The organism is Agrobacterium sp. LR_9 (assembly GCF_041954855.1).
Taxonomy (GTDB): Bacteria; Pseudomonadota; Alphaproteobacteria; order Rhizobiales; family Rhizobiaceae; genus Agrobacterium; species Agrobacterium leguminum.
The window spans coordinates 17754-42003 of the sequence record NZ_JAVAYA010000015.1 but is presented as its reverse complement, the minus strand read 5'-3'; the positions used below and the strand labels follow the sequence as shown (position 1 = coordinate 42003).

At 57.6% G+C, this 24250-nt stretch carries 21 protein-coding genes; 12 read left to right on the top strand and 9 right to left on the bottom strand.

What is annotated here, in order from left to right; genetic code table 11:
* Positions 1 to 420 precede the first annotated feature (420 nt).
* From RAC79_RS17280 to RAC79_RS17245, 8 genes are all read left to right on the top strand, one after another.
* Positions 421 to 627, top strand: a complete 207-nt coding sequence (locus RAC79_RS17280; RefSeq protein WP_374997336.1) for a hypothetical protein — start codon at positions 421 to 423, stop codon at positions 625 to 627.
* A gap of 169 nt (positions 628 to 796) precedes the next feature.
* Entirely contained in the window at positions 797 to 2053 is a 1257-nt protein-coding gene (locus tag RAC79_RS17275; RefSeq protein WP_374997335.1) for an efflux RND transporter periplasmic adaptor subunit, read from the top strand.
* A gap of 10 nt (positions 2054 to 2063) precedes the next feature.
* Positions 2064 to 5210 carry an efflux RND transporter permease subunit gene (locus tag RAC79_RS17270; RefSeq protein ID WP_374997334.1) on the top strand — a complete coding sequence of 1049 codons (3147 nt, stop codon included), beginning with the start codon at positions 2064 to 2066 and terminating at the stop codon, positions 5208 to 5210.
* A 252-nt stretch (positions 5211 to 5462) separates the two neighbouring features.
* Positions 5463 to 5783 carry an XdhC family protein gene (locus RAC79_RS17265; RefSeq protein ID WP_374997333.1) on the top strand — a complete coding sequence of 107 codons (321 nt, stop codon included), beginning with the start codon at positions 5463 to 5465 and terminating at the stop codon, positions 5781 to 5783.
* Positions 5783 to 6490 carry an XdhC family protein gene (locus RAC79_RS17260; protein WP_374997332.1) on the top strand — a complete coding sequence of 236 codons (708 nt, stop codon included), beginning with the start codon at positions 5783 to 5785 and terminating at the stop codon, positions 6488 to 6490. Before RAC79_RS17265 ends, RAC79_RS17260 begins: the two co-directional genes overlap by 1 nt.
* Positions 6487 to 8121: an NTP transferase domain-containing protein gene (locus tag RAC79_RS17255; RefSeq protein WP_374997331.1), complete on the top strand. Its 1635-nt coding sequence runs from the start codon at positions 6487 to 6489 to the stop codon at positions 8119 to 8121. Before RAC79_RS17260 ends, RAC79_RS17255 begins: the two co-directional genes overlap by 4 nt.
* 197 nt (positions 8122 to 8318) lie before the next feature.
* Positions 8319 to 9038 carry a response regulator gene (locus RAC79_RS17250; RefSeq protein WP_080865165.1) on the top strand — a complete coding sequence of 240 codons (720 nt, stop codon included), beginning with the start codon at positions 8319 to 8321 and terminating at the stop codon, positions 9036 to 9038.
* A complete protein-coding gene (locus tag RAC79_RS17245) occupies positions 9035 to 10549 on the top strand; it encodes an ATP-binding protein (RefSeq protein ID WP_374997330.1) in 1515 nt (504 codons plus the stop codon). Before RAC79_RS17250 ends, RAC79_RS17245 begins: the two co-directional genes overlap by 4 nt.
* A 232-nt stretch (positions 10550 to 10781) precedes the next feature.
* Here the strand turns inward: RAC79_RS17245 and RAC79_RS17240 are convergent, their stop codons facing one another.
* From RAC79_RS17240 to RAC79_RS17215, 6 genes are all read right to left on the bottom strand, one after another.
* Complete coding sequence (locus RAC79_RS17240) at positions 10782 to 12959, bottom strand: molybdopterin cofactor-binding domain-containing protein (protein ID WP_374997329.1); 2178 nt, start codon at positions 12957 to 12959, stop codon at positions 10782 to 10784.
* Complete coding sequence (locus tag RAC79_RS17235) at positions 12956 to 13936, bottom strand: FAD binding domain-containing protein (protein ID WP_374997328.1); 981 nt, start codon at positions 13934 to 13936, stop codon at positions 12956 to 12958. The genes RAC79_RS17240 and RAC79_RS17235 overlap by 4 nt, the downstream gene beginning before the upstream one ends.
* Positions 13933 to 14583 carry a 2Fe-2S iron-sulfur cluster-binding protein gene (locus RAC79_RS17230; protein ID WP_374997327.1) on the bottom strand — a complete coding sequence of 217 codons (651 nt, stop codon included), beginning with the start codon at positions 14581 to 14583 and terminating at the stop codon, positions 13933 to 13935. Before RAC79_RS17230 ends, RAC79_RS17235 begins: the two co-directional genes overlap by 4 nt.
* Positions 14584 to 15196: 613 nt before the next feature.
* Positions 15197 to 16006 (bottom strand): NAD-dependent epimerase/dehydratase family protein, encoded by an 810-nt coding sequence (locus RAC79_RS17225; protein ID WP_374997326.1) that lies wholly within the window; start codon positions 16004 to 16006, stop codon positions 15197 to 15199.
* Positions 16007 to 16008: 2 nt separating this feature from the next.
* The gene (locus RAC79_RS17220) at positions 16009 to 16380 is read right to left on the bottom strand and encodes a MarR family winged helix-turn-helix transcriptional regulator (RefSeq protein ID WP_374997325.1); all 372 of its coding nucleotides are present in this window, start codon (positions 16378 to 16380) and stop codon (positions 16009 to 16011) included.
* Between the two features lie 378 nt (positions 16381 to 16758).
* Complete coding sequence (locus RAC79_RS17215; RefSeq protein ID WP_374997324.1) at positions 16759 to 17667, bottom strand: LysR family transcriptional regulator; 909 nt, start codon at positions 17665 to 17667, stop codon at positions 16759 to 16761.
* A gap of 164 nt (positions 17668 to 17831) precedes the next feature.
* On the opposite strand from RAC79_RS17215, the gene RAC79_RS17210 reads away from it, so the two are divergent.
* The 3 genes from RAC79_RS17210 to RAC79_RS17200 are packed head-to-tail and all read left to right on the top strand — an operon-like array spanning position 17832 to position 20559.
* On the top strand, positions 17832 to 18824 hold the full coding sequence (locus RAC79_RS17210; RefSeq protein ID WP_374997323.1) for an MBL fold metallo-hydrolase: 993 nt from the start codon (positions 17832 to 17834) through the stop codon (positions 18822 to 18824).
* A 25-nt stretch (positions 18825 to 18849) separates the two neighbouring features.
* On the top strand, positions 18850 to 19932 hold the full coding sequence (locus RAC79_RS17205) for an aldo/keto reductase (protein ID WP_374997322.1): 1083 nt from the start codon (positions 18850 to 18852) through the stop codon (positions 19930 to 19932).
* Between the two features lie 42 nt (positions 19933 to 19974).
* Positions 19975 to 20559: an intradiol ring-cleavage dioxygenase gene (locus RAC79_RS17200; protein ID WP_374997321.1), complete on the top strand. Its 585-nt coding sequence runs from the start codon at positions 19975 to 19977 to the stop codon at positions 20557 to 20559.
* Between the two features lie 275 nt (positions 20560 to 20834).
* On the opposite strand, the gene RAC79_RS17195 is transcribed toward RAC79_RS17200, so the two are convergent.
* On the bottom strand, positions 20835 to 21413 hold the full coding sequence (locus tag RAC79_RS17195) for an acyltransferase (protein ID WP_374997320.1): 579 nt from the start codon (positions 21411 to 21413) through the stop codon (positions 20835 to 20837).
* 256 nt (positions 21414 to 21669) lie between these two features.
* Positions 21670 to 22407 carry an SDR family NAD(P)-dependent oxidoreductase gene (locus RAC79_RS17190; RefSeq protein WP_220331367.1) on the bottom strand — a complete coding sequence of 246 codons (738 nt, stop codon included), beginning with the start codon at positions 22405 to 22407 and terminating at the stop codon, positions 21670 to 21672.
* An 82-nt stretch (positions 22408 to 22489) separates the two neighbouring features.
* Here RAC79_RS17190 and RAC79_RS17185 point away from each other — a divergent pair, with 82 nt between their 5' ends.
* The gene (locus tag RAC79_RS17185; RefSeq protein WP_223216061.1) at positions 22490 to 23167 is read left to right on the top strand and encodes a TetR/AcrR family transcriptional regulator; all 678 of its coding nucleotides are present in this window, start codon (positions 22490 to 22492) and stop codon (positions 23165 to 23167) included.
* Here RAC79_RS17185 and RAC79_RS17180 read toward each other — a convergent pair.
* A complete protein-coding gene (locus RAC79_RS17180) occupies positions 23143 to 24153 on the bottom strand; it encodes an AraC family transcriptional regulator (protein WP_374997319.1) in 1011 nt (336 codons plus the stop codon). The two genes, RAC79_RS17185 and RAC79_RS17180, sit on opposite strands and share 25 nt — an antisense overlap.
* Positions 24154 to 24250: the final 97 nt, after the last annotated feature.

Below are 24250 nucleotides of genomic sequence, written 5' to 3'. Positions count from 1 at the left end.
CCCGATTAACTTGACTATTTTAGTCTTCTAATCAGTTTCGTGACCACGAGCATTTCGATATCTGGACAAAATGTTTTGCATTTCGGCCAAACCGTTCCGGAGGACAGACGTTGTGTCTTTTAGACGACATATGAGCTGCCGTATTCAGTCTTCAGGCGAGTTGTCGCAAGGGCCTGGCCCGTGGTTCACCCCGAGGGGATTGCGTTTCACGCGATATCAGCTTTTCGAAGTGCGAAGGGTCGCATGAACAGGCCATTCTGATCGTTGACGGTCCAATCTCCGGTAAAAAGCGGTCGCTTCCCCGCATGCGAAGCCGGGAACCGGGTGTCGTCGTCTGGGCACGAGTTATTACATCTTTGGCAAAGCCAGGAGACACCACACTGTCACCATAGCGTCGGTTCAGCAATTCGGAGACCGAACATGACACTTGGACTTTTAGAGATTCGTGAGGTCAAACAAGCGCTTATCATTTTCTGTAAAGAGAATGAACTGGAGCTGGGCGACCAGAACGCGCTCACTGCCGCGCAACGGCTGCTGCGGTTTGCCCAACAGCGATCGGCCACATCCGAACAGTTGCTCGGTCAATTGCGCGCTGAGAACGCTGAATTGTTTCAAGAGGCTTCATAAGCGAGCTACCGGGGGCGGGCTCGGTAGCTGTCTCCCCGCGTGAATAGCAGGCGACAGATTGATACAATTTCTGAAGTCTCCGGCATATCGCCGTGACAAGACCTCGTTACGTTGAAAACCGTTACGCTGCGAAAGCCAACGACAGCACTATCAAGCACGGGGTTTTAAAATGGTCCGACGTTCCAAGATGGTCCTCCTTCATATGGTTTTCCTCGGGTTTTGCAGTTTTGCGTTGCACGGTTGCAATTCAGAGGTCGAGGCACAACAGTCGGCCACGGCCCAGGATCCCGAAGTAAGTGTTCAAGAACTAAAACAAAAAAGCGTATCTCTCACGCGTGAACTGCCGGGGCGGACGAGTGCCCATCTGGTTTCTGAGGTTCGCCCCCGCGTGACCGGTGCGATCCAACGGCGCGTGTTTGTAGAGGGTAGCAACGTTGCAGCTGGCGATGTCCTGTACGAACTGGACCCGACGCCGTTTGAAGTTGCCTACCGAAATGCCCAAGCTGCCTTGCAGCGAGCCGAGAGCGCGGTTCCAAGCGCCCGGGCCAGGTTCGAACGCTACGAGCGGCTGACCGCCAACAATGCTGTTAGTGAGCAGGAACTGGATATTGCCCGGACGCAGTTGCTACAGGCGGAAGCAGACGTTGCAGCGGCGACGGCTGCACTTGAGGCGGCCCGCATCGAACTTGGCTACACAAAAATAGTCGCCCCGATCAGCGGACGGGTGGATGGCTCAGCCGTCACACAGGGGGCTCTGGTTACGCGGGACCAGGCGCAGCCGCTGACCGTCATCCGTCAGCACGACATCATCAATGTGGATCTTGTAAGGTCTAGTGCCAGCCTCCTGGCACTCAACAGGGCGCTGGCCTCCAACAGCATCCGGTCAAATGGAGAATATGTCGCAGTCGAGCTGAAGCTTGAGGACGGTTCACGCTTCCCGCATCCCGGCAAGCTTCAGTTCCTTGGGTCAGCGGTTTCACAGTCAACCGGGATGGTGTCGTTGCGTGCGGTCTTCCCCAACCCTGACGGGATGCTAATGCCGGGCATGTATGTCCGTGCCCTTATTGAAGAAGGCTTTGTCGAAAGCAGTTTCCTCGTCCCTCAACGGGCCGTATCCCGCAATTCCCGCGGACAAGCCGTTGCCCGGTTTGTCACCGGGGATTCAAAAATTGAAGAACGTGTTCTGACCGTTGACCGGTCCGTAGGGAACAACTGGCTCGTCACCGATGGCGTCGCCGAGGGCGACCGCCTGGTAGTGGAGGGATCGCAGCGAACTCGGGTCGGACAGAACGTCCGTGTCAAGATGGTCGTCGTTGAAGATGACACGGGGGTGGTGCGGGGCGTGGAGCAGGCCTTGGCGGCGTCACGTGAGCCGAGCCGCGATGCGAAGGCTGTTGAGCGCGCGCGCACCTTCTCGCTTCAATAGGATTTATGTCATGTCGCGTTTTTTTATCGAACGACCCATCTTCGCCGTAGTTCTGGCAGTTGCGATCATGATGGCAGGGGCGCTCTCGATCCCCTCGTTGTCGATTTCCCAATATCCTCAAATTGCACCGCCGGCGGTTCGGATCACCGCGAATTATCCCGGGGCCGATGCACAGACCGTCGAAGACTCGGTCACGAAGGTAATCGAGCAAGGGATGACCGGGATCGACAATGTCGATTATATCTCCTCGAATTCCACTGCGACCGGCGAGTCTTCGATCACGCTCACTTTTACAAGCGAAGCTGATCCCGATGTGGCGCAGATGCAGGTTCAAAACAACCTCCAGCTTGTTGAAGCACGCTTGCCGCAGGCTGTGCTCGATAGTGGGTTGACCGTTTCAAAATCGACCGCAAGCTTTTTCTTGATTGCCGCTCTCGCATCATCCGACGGAAGTCTCAACGGGAACGATATCGCCGACTTTATCGACACTACGCTCATGGATACGTTACGACGGATTCCCGGCGTCGGGGAAGCACGCCTTCTTGGATCTGATCGCTATGCGATGCGTATCTGGATCGATCCGGATAAGCTGGCTCAGCACGGGTTGATGGTCAGCGACGTCACGCAGGCTGTGCGCGCGCAAAATACGCAAGTCTCCGCCGGCCAACTCGGTGCCGTACCGCAGCGACGTGGCCAGCAACTTAACGCCACGGTTACAGCGGGCAGTCGTCTGCAAACCGCAGAGCAATTCGAGGCGATCATTCTCGACAGTGATGCAGATGGATCCGTTATCCGCCTGAGCGACGTTGCGACGGTGGAGCTGGGTGCGGAGAGTTACACCCTCTCAAGCACCTACAGTGGTACGCCAGCGGCCGGCGTCGGTTTCCGATTGGCGGCAGATGCAAACGCACTGGATACCGCTGAAGCCATTCGGGCCGAGATTGAGCGGCAGCGACCGAATTTTCCGCCCGGCGTGGATGTACATTACCCGTTCGACACCTCGCCTTTCGTTCGATTGTCGATTGAGGGAGTAGTGGTTACGCTCATCGAGGCCGTCGTCCTTGTCTTCATCGTCATGTATGTGTTCCTGCAAAATATCCGAGCTACAATTATCCCGACGATGGCCATTCCAGTCGTGCTTCTCGGCACGTTCGCCGTTCTGGAACTGCTCGGCTACTCCATCAATACCCTCACGATGTTCGGGATGGTGCTGGCGATCGGTCTCCTGGTGGATGATGCCATCGTGGTCGTGGAGAATGTCGAGCGGGTCATGGGGGAAGAAGGCCTCGGCCCGCGCGAGGCGACGATCAAGTCAATGGGCGAGATCAGCAGCGCGCTCATAGGCATCACAACCGTCCTGGCCGCTGTGTTCATTCCTATGGCTTTCTTTTCTGGCTCCGTCGGTATCATCTATCGACAGTTTTCTGTTACCATTATCACATCCATGATCCTGTCTGTCCTTGTCGCGCTGGTGCTGACGCCCGCCCTTTGCGCGTCTCTCCTCAAGAGACCAGTCCACGGAGCGGCGAAGGCTGCGCCCTTTCGATGGTTCAATGCAGGGTTCGCTCGCTTCACAAACGGGTATCAAAACGCCACTCAAGTTCTGCTTCGCCGCATCGCGGTTGGCGTCGTCATGTGCATAGCAATCGCTGTTGGAGTGGGGTCGCTGTTCACAAAGCTGCCTTCTGCTTTTCTTCCCGAAGAGGACCAGGGACGCCTTGTGACCGCCGTCCAGTTGCCGCCAGGCGCGACGGCTGACCGTACACGGCGAGTTCTGGATCAGGTCATCGAGCACTACCTGACAAATGAGCGTGATTACGTCGAAGGCATATTCGGATCTGTCGGCTTCAGTTTCGGCGGACAGGGGCAGAATGTCGCTACCGTATTTGTCGCGCTGAAGGACTTCGATGAAAGGCGTACTCCCGAGGCATCGGCCGCGGCGATTGTCCAGCGGGCAATGGCGGCTTTCACGAAGATATCCGACGGCCGTGTCGTCGCGCTAAATCCTCCTGCGATCCCGGGCTTTGGTAATAATAGTGGTTTCGATTTCTTTCTTCGCGACACCGGCAACGCCGGACACGAGGCTTTAATGACTGCCCGCAACCAGCTGCTGGGCGCGGCAGCGCAAAACGACCGGCTGACAGGTACACGCCCCAACGGACAGGACGACACGCCACAATACTCGATCGCTATAGATCGCGACCGCGCGAGCGCACTGGGTATCAACCTGTCGGATATTGACGCCACTTTGTCTACAGCCTGGGGAGGCACATACGTAAACGACTTCCTCGACCGCGGCCGAGTAAAGCGCGTCTACGTCCAGTCCGACGCCGAATTTCGCATGCAGCCGGAGGACTTCGAGCGCTGGCATGTCCGCAACAATCTCGGTGAGATGGTTCCTCTGTCATCTTTTTCGACCGGGAACTGGAGTTTTGGGTCACCAAGACTCGAGCGATATAATGGCGTGTCCGCAGTTCAGCTCCAGGGTTCGCCCGCAGTTGGGATAAGTTCCGGGCAAGCAATGGAGGAGATTGATCGCATGGTCGCTGATCTTCCAGCGGGGTTCTCCCACCAATGGACCGGCCTATCGGCGGAGGAGCGTCTCGCAGGCAATCAGGCCCTCCAACTGTACATCATCTCCGTCATCGTCGTCTTTCTGGCGCTTGCCGCACTTTACGAAAGCTGGACGGTTCCCTTTTCTGTCATGCTCTCGGTTCCGGTGGGCATTTTGGGAGCACTGATCGCGGCAAGCCAGTTCGGCCAGCTGAATGATGTTTACTTCAAGGTCGGGTTGCTTACGACGATCGGACTGACAGCGAAAAACGCAATCTTGATTGTCGAGTTTGCGACAGCGGAAGAAGTGAAAGGGAGAAGCCTTGTCGAGGCGACGATTGAGGCGTCACGTCAACGCCTTCGACCTATCCTCATGACCTCCTTTGCCTTTATCCTCGGGGTCTTGCCGCTCGCAACTGCTTCGGGCGCGGGGGCCGGGAGCCAGAATTCTATCGGTATCGGCGTGATGGGCGGGATGATCGCGGCGACGGTCTTCGGCATATTCCTCATTCCGGTTCTCTACGTTGTAACCCGCAGGCTGGCCGGTCTCGGGAGGTCGCGCTCGTCTCGTATCCCGCCGACTGCGAACGCACCGGCGGAATAGGGTTCAGGCCTGAAGCTGCTTCGCCAGGATTGGCGTTCCGAATTAAGTACGCCAAAAAGGCGGCAGGGAATTTATTTATGCGTAGTGTGAATCTTGACGACAGCGTCGTTGCGGGTCGGAAATAGTCAAAAGGATGAGGGCGAAAAGAGCTGCCAGGAATGACAAACGATCCTTCAGCTGCATTCTGATCCTGATGGCGAGGCGGCAGGAGAGGCTTGGAGAGCGTGAGGGGTGATATATGGGTGAGATGAGATGATGATTAACCTGGATCCATTGGTGATCGCCGAGACCTGGCGGAAGAGCGGGCGCGAGGTGGCGATAGCCACCGTCATCGAGACGTGGGGCTCGGCGCCGCGGCCGACAGGGAGCCATTTGGTGATCGATAGCGACGCCAATTTCGAAGGCTCTGTTTCCGGAGGTTGTGTGGAGGGCGCCGTTATTACCGAAGCACTGGAGGTCATAGGCACCGGTGAGGCAAAGATGCTGGAATTCGGTGTCTCCGATGAGACGGCCTGGCGTGCCGGGCTTTCCTGCGGCGGGCGCATTCGCGTCTATGTAGAAAAGCTTGGCTGATGGACCTTTCGACACTGGAACGGCTGAATGCCTGCCGACGCACACGGGCTGCGGCCGCATTGGTCACCGATCTCGACAGTGGTAAGTCGAGCGTCATTGCAGAAGGTGACAAGCTCAACGGCGCCCTCGGCGAGGCGGTGGCTTCTGCGTTCCGGTCCAGGCGTTCAAGCGTTGTTGAGATTGACGGTGGTCGCTGTTTTCTGAACATTTATCTGCCGCCACCCGATGTCGTCATTATCGGAGCCGTCCATATAAGTCAGGTCTTGGCAAAGATGGCAGCACTCGCTGGCTTTAGTGTACGTATTATCGATCCGCGGACGGCATTTGCGACGCCTGAGCGTTTTGCCGGGATCGATCTGATTGCTGACTGGCCCTCAGACGCACTGAAGGAGAAGCCCCTCGACGCTTATACTGCGCTCGTTGCAGTGACGCATGATCCGAAAATAGACGATTTCCCGATTGCGGAGGGCCTGCGTCGCGGTTGCTTTTATGTTGGGGCACTCGGAAGCAGAAGAACCCATGCATCGCGTCTGGGTCGCCTGAGGGCCGAGGGCTTTGCCGACGAAGCGCTCACCCGCATCAACGGGCCGGTCGGGCTGCCTATCGGTGCCTCCAGTCCGGCAGAGATCGCGGTCGCTATCCTCGCACAGATCATAGAGGCGTTGCGAACGCGTGATATGGGATCGCGGAAGGGTGAGATTCAATGAAGTTCGGCGAATTTCCAGTCGCCAGGGCGGAAGAACTAATGCTGGCGCACGCGGTCCGATTGCCGGAGCGGACCTTGCGCAAAGGGCACCGTGTTTCTCGAGCGGACGTTGAGGCACTCAAACAGGCCGGTATCGTCAGCGTCACCGCAGCGCGGATCGAGGACGGCGACCTCAACGAAGACGAGGCAGCCCGGCGGCTTGCCGAAGCTGTCGCGCGGGACCACCTGCGTTTCTCCGAGGCCACGACGGGACGCGTAAATGTCTATGCCGCCAGTGACGGGCTCTTCGTTGCAGATCGTTACGTCGTTGATTGCGTCAATCGGATCGATCCGGCGATCACGCTGGCCTGTCTCGCCGATCATGTGCGTGTCCGGGCAGGCGATATGGTGGCGACTTTCAAGATCATTCCCCTTGCCGTGCCGGGCAGCAAGGTCGAGGCCGCTTGTGACACCTTGAGAACGGCTGTGGCCTTGGAGGTCAAACCGTTCAGTGAACACGCGGTATCCCTTATCGCCACCGAACTGCCGTCGCTCAAGCCCGCGGTCATGGACAAGACTGCGCGTATTCTGGAGCGCCGGCTTGCCTCATACGGCAACCGGCTGGAACGCGAGCAGCGGGTGGCTCACAGACATGATGCTGTCGCCGCCGCCATCAGTCAGGTGATAGCCACCTCTGAACCCTTCCCGAAGCTTGTCATCATCTTTGGTGCCTCGGCGGTAATCGATAAGGACGATGTTATCCCCGCAGCTATTCGTCAGGCGAAAGGCGAGATCTTGAGCGTCGGTATGCCCGTCGATCCCGGCAATCTCATTGTTCTCGGACGGATTGGCGAGACCTTTGTTGTGGGGGCGCCTGGTTGTGCGCGGAGCCCAAAGGAGAATGGCTTCGATTGGGTTTTGGATCGCATTCTGGCCGGTGAGAAGCCGGATGCCCGGGATTTGACGGGCATGGGTGTCGGCGGGCTGCTGATGGAAATCGAGACCAGGCCACGGCCGCGAGAAAGCGCCACAGAACCCAGTCGACCGGTGACGGTTGCAGCGGTCATTCTGGCTGCCGGGATGGCGAGTCGAATGGGCGAGGGCGGTGCTCACAAGCTGCTGGCCGAATTCGATGGCGAGCCACTGGTGCGCCATACGGCGAAGACTGCCCTTACTGCCGACGCAGCATCCGTCGTCGTCGTGACAGGCCACCGGCGGAGCGAGATTATGGCGGTGCTGTCCGGACTGGATTTGACAGCTGTCGAGAACCCTGACTATGCGTCCGGTATGGCAAGCTCGCTGATTTCAGGGTTTTCAACTCCGGCAGCGCGCGATGCGGATGGTGTTCTCGTCATGCTCGCCGATATGCCCGGCGTGAAGGCAGGCGATCTCAATCTCCTGATTGCAGCCTTCCGCTCTGCTTCCGGGCGTGCAATCGTCCGCGCAGTCTCGCGGGGAAAGCGTGGCAACCCGGTCATTCTTCCCAAATCGCTTGGCGACGCTGTAATGCGGCTTGAGGGCGATATCGGAGCACGACATATCATCGAAACATCGGGGCTACCGATTATCGACGTGGATATCGGCGATGCGGCGCATCTGGACGTGGATACTCCCGAGGCCGTTCAGGCGGCCGGCGGGGTTTTGACAAGATGAAGTCATCGCGCCTGCAATTCCGGGCCTGGCCATTGAAGCCTTGACTCAGACGTGCGGTGAATTGCGCTTTTCCGGGCCGGCTGCTGCGTGGCACCCCGTCATCCGAACCGTCGGCTGCTGTGAAACTTTGATACACTTTTTCGGCTGCGAAGATGTGGTGACTTGATGTATTCTCCACGGTAAACAAGGACATCACCATGGACGCGGCCGCGCATATAGTTGTTGTTGATGATCACGGTGATATCCGGGATTTGGTCCAACAATATCTTGAACAACAGGGCTACAGGGTCACAGCCGTAGAGAGCGGCGCGGCGCTACGCCGCCTGTTGGAAAAACAGACAGCTGACCTGATCGTTCTTGATGTGATGATGCCAGGCGAGGACGGGCTTTCGGTATGCCGTCAGTTGCGCACATCTACCGCCACTCCGGTAATTTTCCTCACCGCTATGGCGGACGATACTGACAGGATCATCGGCCTGGAACTTGGCGCTGACGATTATCTCGTCAAGCCTTTCAATCCGAGAGAACTCCTGGCCCGCATTCGGGCAGTGCTGCGCAGATCGGGCAACCCTACTATGCCGCTCGCTGCGGCCAACCTGAAGAATGTGCGGGTCGGGCCCTGGCGCGTGAACCTTGGCCGTCAAGAGATCTCCGGCGAGGACGGAGTTGGAATTCCCTTAAGCTCAGCGGAGTTCCGCTTGTTGAAAGTCTTCATCGAGCGACCGGGGTTTGTTCTGAGTCGAGAGCAGCTGCTCGATCTGACCGTTGGTCGCACTGCTGACGTCTTCGATCGCACTATCGACAACCAGGTCAGTCGGTTGAGGAAGAAAATCGAAGATAACCCGAAAAATCCGTCCATCATCAAGACACACTGGGGCGGTGGCTACAGCCTCTCGGTGGAAGTGGCTCCAGAATGATAAAGAAATGGACGAAAACTCTCGCGGCGCAATTCATCGGCTTTACCCTTGCGGCCTTGCTCATCGCTCAAGCCATTACATTCGTCATATCATGGAATGAGCATTGGAAGGCAGTGGATGCCGCCGCCAAGAGCGAGTTCCTCAGCCGCACCCGCACTATAACGCGTCTTATCAACAACGCCGTTCCAAGCTCCAGGCAGCAGGTGCTCACCGCGAGTGAAACGGGGGACTCGCGTTTTTGGATAAGCGATGGAGATCCTGCGAGCGCGGCGACGTGGAGATTGCAGGCGGTTGACCACTTCAGCCGACCGCTCGAAAATTACGTCGACCTCGTGCGGTTTTTTGAAGGTGGAACAGCCGTACCGCAGGTACCGACGGCAAAAAGCGTGGCGTCCTCGAACCGTGGCCAGGAATGGAAGGCCCCCCACCAGGAGCTATGGACGCTTCCTCAACCGGTGAAGTATCTCTACTTCGATGGAGCTCGCGGATATGGCATGGCTGTGAGGCTGGATGACGGCAACTATCTGAACGCTGCCTTCTATACAAAACAAGGTAGCTGGTGGACCTCCACTTCCCTGAGTTCGCTTGTTTTGACGGCCGCCGTGCTTGCCATCATCGGTGTTCTGGTGGGCAACCGTATTGCCAGGCCTCTGAGAAGTCTGGCAATCGCTGCCGAGGCTCTTGGGCGTGGTGAGAACCTCCCGCCATTGGAGGAATCCGGGCCGGAAGAGGTGAGGCGAACAGCATCTGCATTCAACCAGATGCAAGCTCGCCTGCACAGGTTTATTGACGACAGAACGAAAATGCTTGCTGCGATCGGTCATGATCTGCGCACACCGCTCACCTCTCTTCGGTTGCGGACGGAGTTTGTCAAGGATGAGGACATCCAACGGAAAATGCTCGCTACAATTGAGGAGTTACAGAGCATGACCGAAGCGGCGATCGCTTTCGCGCGTGGCGAGTCAACGGAAGAAGAGACCCGGCCGATCCAGCTCGAGGCGTTGATCGGCAGCATATGTGACGATCAGGAGGATCTGGGGCGGCCGGTCACGTTGGTAAGTGCGGACAAGATAACATATCGCTGTCGGCCGGATGGGTTGAGAAGGGCTATACGCAACATCGTTGAGAATGCTGTCCGATACGGCAGCGAGGCCAAAGTGTTGATCTTGCAAACTGTGACCACAGTAGACATCGTTGTGGAGGATCGCGGACCCGGCATCCCGGACGACATGAAGGAAAAGGTCTTCGCTCCATTTTTCAGGCTTGAAGCGTCTCGTAATAAACAAACCGGCGGGATCGGTCTCGGTCTGGCAATTGCGCGTGCAGTTGCTCGTCAACATGGGGGTGATATCGCGTTCGTCACCATGGAGAATGGGATGCGCACCATTATTTCGCTTCCACGTCACGATGATGGTGAAGTGAGCAGAGCCGCGATTTCAAAACGATGGAACGTCAGCGCAGCAATCATTCCCGCGCGCCGCCGCCGACAAGCTACCTCGATCTCATCGTGATCAATAGTTCAGTTACTCTGCGGGAACCTGGTTAGCACCAGTCTCCCACAAAACCAGATCCCGTTTCGGCTCCGGAACTCGAGAAGCTCCATCTCCTCGTTAGAGGCGGCAAGCTCACATCATAGCTGAGGGTTGATGCGCGGCGCTGTCTGGTCGTGGCCCGCCAACGCGTATCTGTCACCGCATCGCTGCCAGAGGTGTAAACCCTTCAAATTGCAGTCAACGAGACCTGTCACTGCTGATGCTCGGGAATCTCAGAAACGATACTAGCTAGGTTTACGGGAAAATGTCGGACACGTACGCCACAGGCATTGTAGATCGCGTTCACGAATGCCGCAGATGCTCCGCACGCTCCGAGTTCGCCTACACCCTTTACCCCGACCGGATTGGCATCGAGATCAGGTTTATCTATCAGAATGATGTCGACATCGGGTACGTCGGCATGGACCGGCAGCAAATACTCCGCCAGATCACCGTTCACCACGTTGCCATACCGCGGATCGATCTCTGCGGCCTCACGCAGAGCGGCAGAAAGGCCCCAGATCATGCCTCCAAGCAACTGCGAACGGGCGGTCTTGGGGTTGAGAATCCGCCCTGCCGAGAATGCGCCAAGCATTCGGCGGACCCTGATTTCTCCGGTCAATCCATGCACGCCGACTTCCACGAAATGCGCGCCATAGGTGTGGCGGGATTTCTGGTCCCAGTCGAGGATCTGAGATGACGCTGGAAGTTTCCCCGCTACAGACAAGCCTTGCGGATATTTCGCCAGAATTTGACTGATAAAATCCTTGCCTGCGGAAACGCCGGCCTGTTGCATAAGGCTAAGGCAAGCGTCGTGAAGCGCGGCTGTCGTATTCGATGCTCCCCAGGAGCCTCCAGAACCGCCTCCAGTCGGCAGGCTCGAGTGTGCGAGAAATACATCTACATCTGAAACCGTGATGCCCAGCATCTCTGCTGCGAACTGAGCGAGGATAGTGTAGCTTCCCGTTCCTATGTCTGTCAGATCCGATCGCACCGCCACTCGGCGTTCTGCGGTGACGCCCACTTCCACTTCTGTCGCGCCCTGGAAGTGAACGCGTATCGCCGAGGCCATGCCCATGCCTATCAGCCACTGCCCGTCGCGGCGGCTGCGGGGCCGGGCAGGGCGTTGAGACCAACCGAACCGCTCCGCCCCGGTTCTCAAGCATTCGGTAAGGCTGCGCCCGGTAAGCGGCACTCCGCTTTCCGGATCCCTTGTCGTATCATTTACAACTCGTAGCTCGACCGGGTCCATGTTCAGCGCTTCGGCCAGCTCATCCATTGCGGATTCGACTGCCAGCAGTCCCGGCAGTTCTCCGGGGCCACGGACCGGTTCACCGTTGGGCAGGTCCAGATGCGTCCCCCTATGACGTGTCATGCGATTTGGGCCGGAATAAAGGGAGCGTGTCACTGTGCCTGTCTGCTCGAGAAACGGGTCTCTGTCATTTGAATAGATCAGAGCTTCATGGCCGATGGCAATTAACTTACCTTCAGCATTGGCGCCAAGTCGCACGCGCTGCCGCTGCCAGGGCCGCATTCCCAGCAGGCTGAACATCTGCTGTCGGGTCATGCAGACCTTGACAGGTTCACTGACCATCCTGGCAGCGATTGCTGCTCCCATAATGTCGGCATGGACCGCGAGTTTCGATCCAAACCCGCCGCCAACGAAAGGCGCCGAGACAACGAGGTTTTCAGGTTCGATATTGAGGGCGGCCTTAAGAGAAGCACCGATGTAGCGGAGTGTCTGGTGGCTGGTCGTGAGGTGGAGTGTTTCGCCTTCCCAACGGGCAAGCGTGCTATGCGGCTCCAGCGGCTGCGAGAAATGCGGTGGTGTCTCGTACGTCTGATCGACTTTAAAAGCAGCGTCGGCATAACCCGCATCAAAGTCCCCGTGGTGGGTGAAGGCGGGAAATCCGGCATTGGCAAGTTCAGGTTCGGTGACGGGATTCCCTTCGGCATAAGCGAAGTTCCCCGTCATCGATCTGTAGCTGACAACAACGGCGTGAGCAGCGTCGCGCGCATTCTCAAACGTATCCGCGACCACGAGTGCAATAGGTTGTCCGAAATGATCAATCCTTGTTCCAGCAAGAATCGGACGCGCACGAACCGCAAAGCCTGGGGTCTGAGGATCGAGCTTGCCCTGCTGCGGTGCGTTTTTGTAGGTGATCACAAGACGGACGCCCGGCATTGCCTCGGCAATCGATGTGTTCAGAGTGCTAATTTCACCTTTGCCAATCGTCGCTGTTGCAAAAACGCCGACGAGCGTCTGACGAATCGCTGCCCTCTCGTAGGCGTAGATCGCGGAGCCCGTGACCTTCTGCGGTCCATCAAGCCTGCTAATTGATCGACCAACAATTCTCGTCTCGCCGTTCGGCGTGTCCATACGGGTCATCGGCTTTGCTCCTGTGCATCGATCAGCGCTGCATGCAAGGTGCGTTGCGCTAGCGCCATCTTGTATCGGTTGCGATCGGTTGGCCGAGCACCCTCCAGAATGATCGCTGCGGCATCACGAGCGACCTCCTCCGGCGTGCCGGCTCCGCGACGCTCGGCAGCCTCGACGCGCCACGGTTTGGCGGCCAGTCCTCCAAAAGCAAGGCGTTCGATTGTCACGCTTGCGCCATCCACGCGCGCCACTAACGCGACGGAAACCGTGGCAAACGCATAGCTCGCCCGCTCGCCCACCTTGCGGTAGACATGCACGCCGCCGAGCGGAGCAGGAACCTCGACCGCAGTGATAATCTCGCCTGGACGAAGAGCTGTCTCGATGTGGGGTGTATCGCCAGGCAGGCGATGGAAATCGGCGATCGGGATGCTGTGCTCACCTTCGGTACCGAGGACATGGACCACGGCGTCGAGTGCTCGCAGGGCAACTGCCATATCGGAAGGATGTGTTGCAATGCATGCGTCACTCGTTCCGAGTATGGCAAGATTCGAAGAGATCCCATTCAGCGCATCGCAGCCGGAACCCGGCTCGCGCTTGTTGCAACCCATCGCGGTGCCGTAAAAATACGGACAGCGTGTACGCTGCATCAGGTTTCCTGCAGTTGTTGCTCGATTACGTATCTGTCCGGATGCACCTGCAACAATTGCCCGCGTAAGGACGCCATATTGCTGCCGGACGATTTGGTGTGCTGCGAGATCAGTGTTGCGGACCATTGCCCCGAAACGCAACCCACCGTTTTCAACGCCTGCGATCGTATCGAGCCCCAAACCGTTGATGTCAACGAGTTGCTGCGGCATCTCTATTTGAAGCTTCATAAGGTCGAGCAAATTGGTGCCGCCTGCTATGATGCGAGCATTGGCTCGTGCTGCCAACGTGGTGACGGCGTCGTGCAGGCTGGTTGCGCGATGGTAGGTAAACGGCTTCATCCGTGCTGCTCCTGAACATCGAGGATGGCAGCAATGATATTGGGATAGGCCGCGCAGCGACAAAGGTTTCCGCTCATCCTTTCTCGTATCTCTTCGGGAGAGGCAGATGACGGTACCGTAACATCAGCCGTAGCCGAGCTTGGGATCCCAGCAGTGATTTCATCAAGCGTCGCAACCGCGGAGAGGATCTGGCCTGGGGTGCAGTAACCGCATTGAAATCCATCCCTCTCGACAAAGGCGGCTTGCATCGGGTGCAAGTCCTCCGGACGCCCAAGACCTTCGATAGTAAGAATTTCGCTGCCTGTCAGCATGACGGCTAGGCTAAGGCAGGAGTTCATCCGTCTGCCGTCGACAATGACGGTGCACGCGCCGCACTGGCCATGGTCGCAACCCTTTTTAGTCCCGGTCAGCCCGATATGCTCTCGCAAGGCGTCGAGCAAGGACGTCCGCGTGTCGATTGTCAACTGGTGAGCTTCGCCGTTGACTTGGAGTTCGATATTGACGAAATGTTCTGAGAGCGTCTGGGCCAGAGCGGGCATTCTAACAAACGTCATCCAGCTCATGCTTGCGCCAGCCGCAATACCAAATCCTGTTCCCTTGTTGAAATCCCGGCGAGTGACCTCCAGGGGGCGATAATCGTTCGTCATCTGCTTTTCCTCCGTGACGAGCCAGATTGTGCCAAGGCAAAGACGTTGGCGGGCTTTGCTTTCGATCGGGGCAATGCTGCCGAACATGAGACCGCGCTGACATCGGCAGCCAGTCGTTGTCCGGATAGTCCTGACTAGTAGGGGCGATTTTTCTGGGTCTGACAACACCGGCAGCGCTTACGTCGCTGGTTAGATTTACTAACCAATGCAAGCTGTCCGCATGATTTTGTAATGGCTGGATGCTTTATGTACCCGGCGCAAAAGGCGGGGCATCGAGATGAAACACGTATTCTTACCGTATGCCCGCCAGCTACACCTCAGCGTTACCAGTGAGGTCGATGGCACAATAAGCTGTCAAGTTATCGTGATTGCGTGGCTTATTCCAGACACGGAGCTGGCACTCCGGGGTTTGGCTGGCCGGAAGCCGCGCAGAGGCGGTTTGAGATATCAGGCTCTCACGCGGTCTATCCCCCAGCAGCGCTAGAGCCCGGGGTTTAATGATTGAAGGCAATTTGGGCTCTCGGCTCAAAAACCAAGGCTATCAGGAGAAGTCGGCACAAGTGTAGCGGCAACGTTTGTTGCCAACACACAGGTCCTGTGGGGCTCATTACTCTTAAAGCAGGCTGTCGTGCAAAGCCTGGTAGACGGTTCTTATGCTGGGGCGAAATCCCAGGCTGCGGGCGAGAGACGTGTCGACATGAAGGTACCAGGGATTTTTAAGAGGGTCAGCGCTCGATTCCATCCCGACGCCTACCAAACTTGCCAATTCGTAGATGGAGGAAGGCGCCTCGTCGGCCAAGTTTACCACGCGCCGATCGAACGCACCCCGGAGCGCGAGCGTAACTGCCTGTGCGATGTCACGATGGTGGATCGTGCTCATCCGTTGCGCCGGATGCCAGGCGCTGACGTGCTTGGGAAGAGATTCGAGATGTCCATCACCGTCTCCATAGACGAAGGGGAGGCGAAGTATCGACCAGTTCAATCCGCTTTCGCGCAGTTCCTTTTCCGCCGCGACCTTGCTTGCGGGATAGGCGTGCTGGGGGTCCACCGGGTCGTCTTCCCTTCCCGGGTGCGGATTATCCTTGTTGTAGACATGGCTGGTGCTCGACATGATGAGGCGCGCGTCAGGAGCATGCGCCTTTACGGCGGCAATCAGGTTGCGTGTACCGTCGACGTTGCTTTTCCAGATAAGATCGGTGTCTTGTGTGCGAAACACGGCGGCGAGGTGCACAATAGCGGAAACCCCTTCGACGGCTTTCGTCAGGGTCGAAGGGTCGAGGATATCGCCCCTGGTGGTCTCTACGCCCTCAGGGGAGGGTTTGCCCTCCCGGAGCAGGACACGGCAGGGGAAACCGGCCTCCGCCAAGCGCGGCAGAAGCCGCTCGCCAACAAGTCCGGTGGCCCCGGTGATCAATATGGTCATGTTCAATCCGTTCGTAATAGTGTTTGCAGTCGTTCGGTCGCAGATTTGAGGACACGGATCGTCGTGGCCAGGTCGGCCTCTTCGATCCCGCCGAAAGCAGCATCGTGAATGAAAGAAAGATCAGGGATCCGGCGCCACAGCGTCTCGCCGGCGGCTGTCAAAGTCAGCAGACGTTGACGCTGATCGCTTCCGTGCGCGGTCTGCGCGATCAGATCCTTGCGGACGAGCGTGGCGATGATTCCGCTTAAGGTCGCGCGTTCCAGTTCGAGCGCGCGACCGAGGTCACGCTGGACGGACGGGCCGTGGTTGACGAGATACCAGAGGACATACCATTGGGTTGATCCCAGGTCGAACGGTCGTAGGCATTCGTCCATGACGGCTCTACCGGCGAGGTAACACCGTTTCGTCCATGCGCCGACAGAGGAGTTTTCAGTATCAGTGTGATCGCGCAAGGGAAGCTTCTTAATTTGTATGGTACCATACGATTTTTGCAAGGTACCATACAAACGTCAAGGCTTAATTTGATGAGGCGATGTCAAAGATGATCGGACACGAAGCTGCGCATGATCGCTGCAACCTGGCTGGTGTGCGTCTCAAGCGCGAGTGGCCAGCGTCGAGCAGGCGTACATGGGCCGTCTGTAGGTCGCGCTTCTTGGCGCCGGTCGACAGAAAGGCCGGATCGCGGCGCCCCCAAACGCCCGAGACCGCACAGCCTGTTCGAGAAAGTGAATGCTGACGACGTTCGTCTGGGTTCAGGACTTCGCCTTCTCCCAATCGTAATTTCTCATGTGATCAAGGAACGCTCGCATGGCGGCGCTCGGGAGTCGTCGGCTCGGGTAGTAAAGAAACCAGTGCGGAAGGGCAGGGCTCCAGTCGCAAAGTAGCTCCACCAGTTGACCATTCTTAACGTAAGGCCTTGCATAGTCATCAAACACATGGGCAATACCCCTGCCGGCCAGCGCAGCTTGCAGTTCGTTGTGCGCGGAGCTCAGCGTCAGGCGTCCAGTTGGCGTAACTTCGATTTCTTCCCCTGCCTCGGCAAATCGCCAGGTAACGAGTGTGCCCCCAGGGAACCTACGTTTAATACACTGGTGGTCAACAAGCTCGTGCGGGGTCTGTGGCTGTCCAAATTTCCTGACATATTCAGGTGAAGCGACGATTGCATAACGAAGCGTCGGTCCGAGCGGGAGCGCAATCATGTCTTGGGCCAGTTGCTTGCCAAACCTCACGCCGGCATCGAAACCCTGCTGCACGATGTCTATAACAGCCGCATCGCTGATGATCTCGATTTTTACATCGGGATAGACTTCCATGAAATCAAACACCAACGGGCAAAGGAAATGGTCGGCAGCGGGCGCCGGCGCGTTGATCCTGACCGTTCCCGATGGGCTGTCACGCAATTCGTCGACCTCTGCGATGGCAAGCCTGATATCACTCAGTGCTGGTGCCAGCCGTTCAAGAAGACGTTGCCCTGCCTCTGTCGGAAAGACGCTCCTCGTCGTTCGGTTGAGAAGCCGGATGCCCAATGCCTCCTCCAAGGTGTTCATGGTTTGGCTCAACGCTGATGACGAAATCCCTCGCTCGAGAGCCGCCGCGCGAAAACCGCCACAGCGCACGATGGCGACGAACACGTCGAAGCTGTCCAATCTGATTGGGTCCATTGCGAAGTTTCTCTAATCAAGCTGATAAACTCATTGCAGGTTATCAGATCAATGACTCCGTGTCATGATCCTGGAAACTAAAGCGCTGCCCCGTGGAACACTTGTCGTCGATCACGCTGATCGAGGAACAGGACGAACCAGCGCGCCCGAAAAAGGAAAGATTGATGAGCGCCTTCACTCTCAACAGACGCACCATTATGCTGTCCGCTGTCGCAGGCGCATCAAGCATGATCATCCCGGGCCTGAACAGCTCTGGCAGCGCCAATGCTCAAACCGCCGCTGCGGCGGCTGGTAATGCCGGTCATTATCGCCTCCGCATCGGCGAAATCAGCGCGACCGTATTGAGCGATGGCGTAATTGGAGGGCCGCCACGCATTTACGCCAGTGATGCCCCGGAGGCCGAGCTTCAGGATGTGCTGCGACAGGCATTTCTGCCGACCGACCACATGACGCTCAATCTGAACACGCTGCTGATCGAAACCGGTGGCCGGCGGGTTCTGATCGAAGCCGGAGCGGGCAAGACCATGGGTCCGAACGGTGGCCGCATCTTCGAAAACCTCGCGGCGATCGGGCTTAGTGCGGCAGACATCGACGTAGTCGTGGTCTCGCACACCCACCCCGATCATGTGGGTAACTTGAGAACCGCAGACGGCGGAAAAGCCTTTCCGAAAGCGACCGTTTTCGTTCCGAAGGCAGACTGGGACTTTTTCGTCCGCGCCGATCCCGACCTCTCTTACATGCCGGTTCCGGAGGAATTCCGCCTGCGATTTGCGGCGAACATCAAGAACAGCCTTGCGCCGTTCAGGAACGATGTCGAGCTTTACGAAGCCGGCGCCGAGATCGTGCCGGGCCTGACGACGATTGCCGCATCTGGCCACACTCCGGGCATGGCGACCTTCCTTGTCCATTCCGGCAACGACCAGCTACTGCTGACGGCCGACCTTGCCTATCACCCGGTCGTCAACGTTGACAGGCCTTGGCTTCCAGGGCCGGACCGTGACAAGGAGACGGCACTTGCGTCCCGAAAGCGCATCTTCGACCGCGCGGCTACCGAAAGCATGCCCGTCCTAGGCTTCCACTATCCGTTCCCCGGGATCGGGCGGATGCTGAAGACCGATGGCGGCTACGCCTGGGTTCCCGCCAACTGGCACTTCTGACGGTTAAGGAAAAAGGATCAGTTCCATGGATATGTCGACCATCAACAGACGCCGCTTTCTTGGTACAGTAGGTTTAGCGGCAACAGGGGTGGCACTTGCCACCAGTGGCGCGGCGCAGACATCTGGAACCAATGCAGCATCGTCTGCGCCGGTCCAGAGCCCGGATGTCCAGACCCGCACCCTGCCGCGCACCGGCGAAAAGGTCACAGTGCTAGGGCTTGGGACCTTCCTGACCTTCGACCTGAAGCCGGGGGACCGCCGCGATACTCTCCGTCAGGTGTTCGAGCGGTACGTTGCGGCGGGTGGTCGCGTCGTCGATACATCGCCGCTCTACGGCTCAGCGGAAGTCAGCGTCGGCCAGTTCATGGGCGAGTTCGAAGGGTCCGACGACATGTTCCTCGCCAACAAGGTCTGGTCGACAGGAGAATATCTCGGCGACGAAAGTCATGCGGTTGAAAGCTTTCGCCAGTCGCGCATGCGGACATGGCGTAAGACGATCAATCTCATGCAGTGCCACAGCATCACCAATGCACCTGTCATCATCCCGCTGATGAAGGCCTGGAAGAAGGAGGGGCTTATCCGTCACGTCGGCGTCACTCACCACGAGTCGTCGGCGCAAGACCAACTGTTGGCTATCGTTCAACGAGACGATGTCGACTTCATCCAGACGAACTATTCGATCTTCAATCGCGATGCCGAGCGACGCCTCCTTCCGACCGCGGCTGACAAGGGCATTGGCGTTCTCATTAATCTACCGCTGGAAAAGGCACGTTTGATGAAGGTTGTCGAAGGGCAGCCGCTTCCTGGCTTTGCAGCCGAGTTTGGCGCTACCAGCTGGGCGCAGTTCTTCCTGAAATGGGTTATGGCACACCCTGCCGTCACAAGCGTACTCTGCGGTACGTCAAACCCTGACCATATGAGTGACAACGTTCAGGCAATGACAGGACCGCTCCCGGACGAGCGCATGCGTGCTCGCATGGTCGCGCACATGGAAACTGTTCCCGGTTTCGGCTCAATCGGCACGATGCCGTGGTATCCCGGTAAGGAGACCATGTACTCTGGCCTGATCCGCGAAGCGCAGGCGAATGCTGCGCAGCGTCTGCGGTGAAAACGTCACAACTCACCTCTACAGACATGAGGAGATGCAGTCATGCCCTCTACCAGACGCTCTCTTTTGACAGCTTTCCTGTCGCTGCCTCTCCTCGACGCTTCTCGAATGATGGCGTTTGCACAGGCCGCTCCTGAGCTACCTCTGACCCCGTCATGTGGTGCGGAGGAAGACCTGACGCTCGAGCGGGAGGCTGGGCCTTTCTTCGGGCCGAACTCCCCGCTTGAACGCGACCTTTATGCCGATGCGCCCGGCGGTGAGAAAATCACTGTTGCAGGATTCGTCTTCGACAATCGATGCCGTCCGCTCGCCGGAAGCCTTGTCGAGATTTGGCATGCGGACGAAAAAGGTGACTACGACAGTGTCGGCTTCCGACTGCGCGGACACCAGTTCACAGACGGGCAGGGGCGCTGGTGGTTCAACACTATCATACCTGCACTCTATCCCGGCCGAACCCGTCATTTTCATTTCAAAGTCCAGCGACCCGGCGGGCGCATCCTCACCACACAACTTTACTTCCCAGGCGAGAGCCGAAACACCGGCGATCGGCTCTTTCATGAGGCACTTCTTCTCGACTTGAAAAAAGCGGATGATGGCCAGTTCGGGCAGTTCGATTTTGTTGTTTGAGAACAAATTCCACGACTAATCAGTCGTGAGGTAAATTATAGTGCCTGAAAACCAGAATGAAACTTCCCACGATTTAACAATAAAAGCGCCTCGAGGAACCAGTCTCGGGAATGTCGAAAGGGCCGTTGTACGCCCTAAAACCTCGGGCAGGATGAAACCTCGTGCCGAGATCAACCTGCCATGCAGTCAATTATTTCCATCTAGGGCAATCGGCGCCGTCAAGTTCTCAACAAACGCCTTATAATCAAGCTTAGTTACGACCCTGCGAGAGGATATCACGGGATCCATTGAACGCCTTCTTTTACGACCCTCGCCGGGTTGCCAGCGACCACCGCCCCGGCGGGGACATCTTTCGTAACGATCGCACCAGCAGCGACGACGGCCCCATCGCCAATTGTCACGCCCTTGAGAATAACGGCTCGCATGCCAATCCAAACGTTATTGCCGATCCTGATGGGTGCCTTGTCCGGCCGTCCCACGATCGAATGCCCGTCCCAGTCGCGAATGATTACCTGGTCGGCAATGAAAACCTCATCACCCATGTCGATTTCACAGCCACATGAGATCCAAGAATGACGATTGGCGAACCCTCTTCCAAGCGTGAGCTTGGCCCCGCTTTGCACGCCGATCGTTCCGCCGGAATGCAGGGTGAACTGACCATTCAGAATAAGCTGGCCGTTATTCCTGATCACGATCTGCGTTGGTTCAGCAATGAGCCCTTTCCATCCTTCACCAACGACGAGGGTACCGGCTCCACTTACGCTTCCGTCTACCTTGGCGCGCCCCTTTCCTCGGAGCTTGATGAATTTGGGCGCCCGGCTGCTTGATAATCGGCGCAGAACTTTATTGATCATTGGATGCTCCAATTCTGTCGGTCAAGCCAAGCCACCAGGACGTAACTGGCCAGGATGATCTTCTCGCTCGTAGAAATCTAAGTCCTGAAGCTACCAATTCTGCGCTGTAGAACTATGTCTAAACCTGTGAAAAAGTTGCCCGATCCTCCAAAAGCGCCTCACATCCAAGCGCCGCTGACGAACGTCCTCGAAAGCGATAAAATTACGAGGCAAAGGAGAGGACGTTGGCGGGCCGACGTCCTACCGATGAGCAGGATCAGGCGTTGAAGCCGGCGTCTACACTCAGGACCGCGCCGGTAATCAGACTGGCTGCAGGGCCAGCCAAAAATGCGACCGCGCTGGCGACTTCACGGGGCTCGCCAAATCGACCGAGCGATGTGAGGCTGCGCTGATAATCAGCATTCTCGCCGTTAGCAGGGTTCATTTCAGTGTCGGTTGAACCCGGGAGGACGAGATTGACGGTGATGCCTTGAGGTCCGAGTTCGCGTGAGAGCCCTCGTGTGAATGACAGAAGTGCAGACTTCGACATGGCGTAAGCCGTTACACCCGGGAAGGGCACACGCTCTGCCAGAGAGGAACCGAGAGAGATGATCCGACCGCCTGATGAGAGATGCGGGATTGCTGCCTGCGCAAAAAGTACGGGGGCGCGAACGTTGACATCAAGCATGGCCTGCAGGTCGGCGAGTGCCAGATCCGCAGTCATGCCTGCGGTCCCGACGCCTGCGCTGTTGACCAGAATATCAAGCCCTCCGAGCGTGTCGACCGTCAGGCTGACGGCGCGACGGATGGCGGTCGGGTCGGCACTATCAGCCTGAATGGCAAGCCCGCGCCGGCCTTTTCCCTCAATAGTTTGGACTACAGATGCAGCCCTCTCCGCCGCACGCTGATAGGTGAACGCGACGTCAGCGCCCTGCTCAGCAAGGGCGATCGCAATCGCAGCGCCTATCCCACGAGAGCCGCCGTTCACCAGGGCGCGTTTTCCAAGCAATTCCATGGTCTTTCCTTTTATGCAGTGATCGATGTATAAATACGTATGGCCATTGCAAACACCCGTCAACTGAATTATGCAGTGGACGATGCAAAATAATTCTCCATCGTCGAAAACTTCAGAACGGCCCCTCCGCTCGCGCGGTCGACCGCGAGAATTCGATCGCGTTGCAGCACTCGCCAAAGCGACAAGACTGTTCTGGATCAAAGGTTACGAGGCGACGTCCATCGCTGATCTGACGGAAGAGATGGGGATCGGCACCAAGAGCCTCTATGCTGCCTTCGGTTCGAAGGATGAGCTCTATGCCGAAGCGCTTGAATATTACTACACGACCTATGAAGGGCTGGTCTGGACACGCTTCCGGAAGGCGTCGACAGCCAGGGAAGCCGCTCTTGCATTTCTCGAGGATTCCGCAATCGCCATGACCGGCGGAGGTTGCGATCTGCCGCATGGGTGCATGGCGACGCTCGCATCAGTGGGGAGCGAAGGACACGCCGAACTAGCCGAACTCATGCGAGCAACTCGCGCAGGCGGTTTTGACATCCTCAAGGCCCGCTTTGACAAAGCAAAGATCGACGGTGATCTTGTTCCCACAACAGACACGACAAAGCTGGCGAGATTCGTGCAGATCGTCCAAAGCGGCATGGCGATCCGTGCGCGCGATGGAGCCGATCGAGCCGAACTGCATGCGGCGGCGGAAATGGCGTTGTCCGGCTGGGAGACTATGGCTGGTAACGTTGATCAGCGCGCGAAGGGCAGGGTCTGATCTTTCAGCCCGGACCGATTAGGATTTGATGGTTCAACTCTGCTCTCCTTATGAAGAGCGGAACGAGCTTCTGCAAACCGGCTTGGCGAACAGCCGACCGCCCGGGCGAAGGCCGTGCTGAACGCACTTGCCGACTTGTAGCCAATCGAAAAGGCGATTTCCTCCACCCTTGCCGTTCCAGACCTGAGGGCCTCCTTCGCAAGCGCCATGCGCCACCGCAAAAGATACGAGATCGGACCTATTCCGACGAGCGATTGGAATCGGGTAGCTAAAGAAGAGCGGGAAACACCGCAAAGCCTTGCCAGCGCTTCGACCGTCCAATCTTGCCCAACATTTTCGTGCATGGCCCGAATGGCTTTGGACGTAACGGGGTCGCGAAGGCCGGCGAGCATGCCCGGACTGGCGGCTCCCAGACTTTGTTCCGGAAAATCCGCGGCCGGCATCCTGAGAATTTCGACCAGCGCCAGTTCGACGAGACGGATGATGATGAATTCGCTCCCCGGTCCAGGATCGCGGCCCTCGGATTCCATCAACGTGAGCAGGTTGTGAAGCCGGCGGAGTCTAGGCGAATGCGAGGGTATCTGAACCATCGGCGGAAGAAGCCCCGTCAGGAGATCCTCGTTGGCGGTCGAGAACAGAAACTTGCCCATATGAAGTGAAATTGGTCTTTCCTGACCGAAGCCCAGCCTCAACCGTCCTTCCCGTTTTGCGGCCACCGCGGCGACGCTGTCCAACGGCTCTACGTCCCTGTTTGACGTGAGCGTGAAGGAAATCGTCGTCCGCAGCAACACGAAGTCGCCCTTCTTCAGCCAAATCGGATCGCAACCAGGTCGTATCAACTGGCACGTTCCGCCCTCGATCCAGAAAAACAGCAGGTCTCCCAGCGCCGGAAAACTCAGGCCCCAGTCACCGGCGGCGTCTACGCCTCTGCCTAACAGGGCAGCACGCGGCCGAAGCAATCGGACAAGATCAAGGAAAGGGTCCATCTTTGGGCTCTAGGTAAAGTATTCCGGGGTTTGCATTATGGAACGTGTGCAAGCGATAGCATAATTTGCCGGAAAATGAACGAGGCCGAGGCCTCCA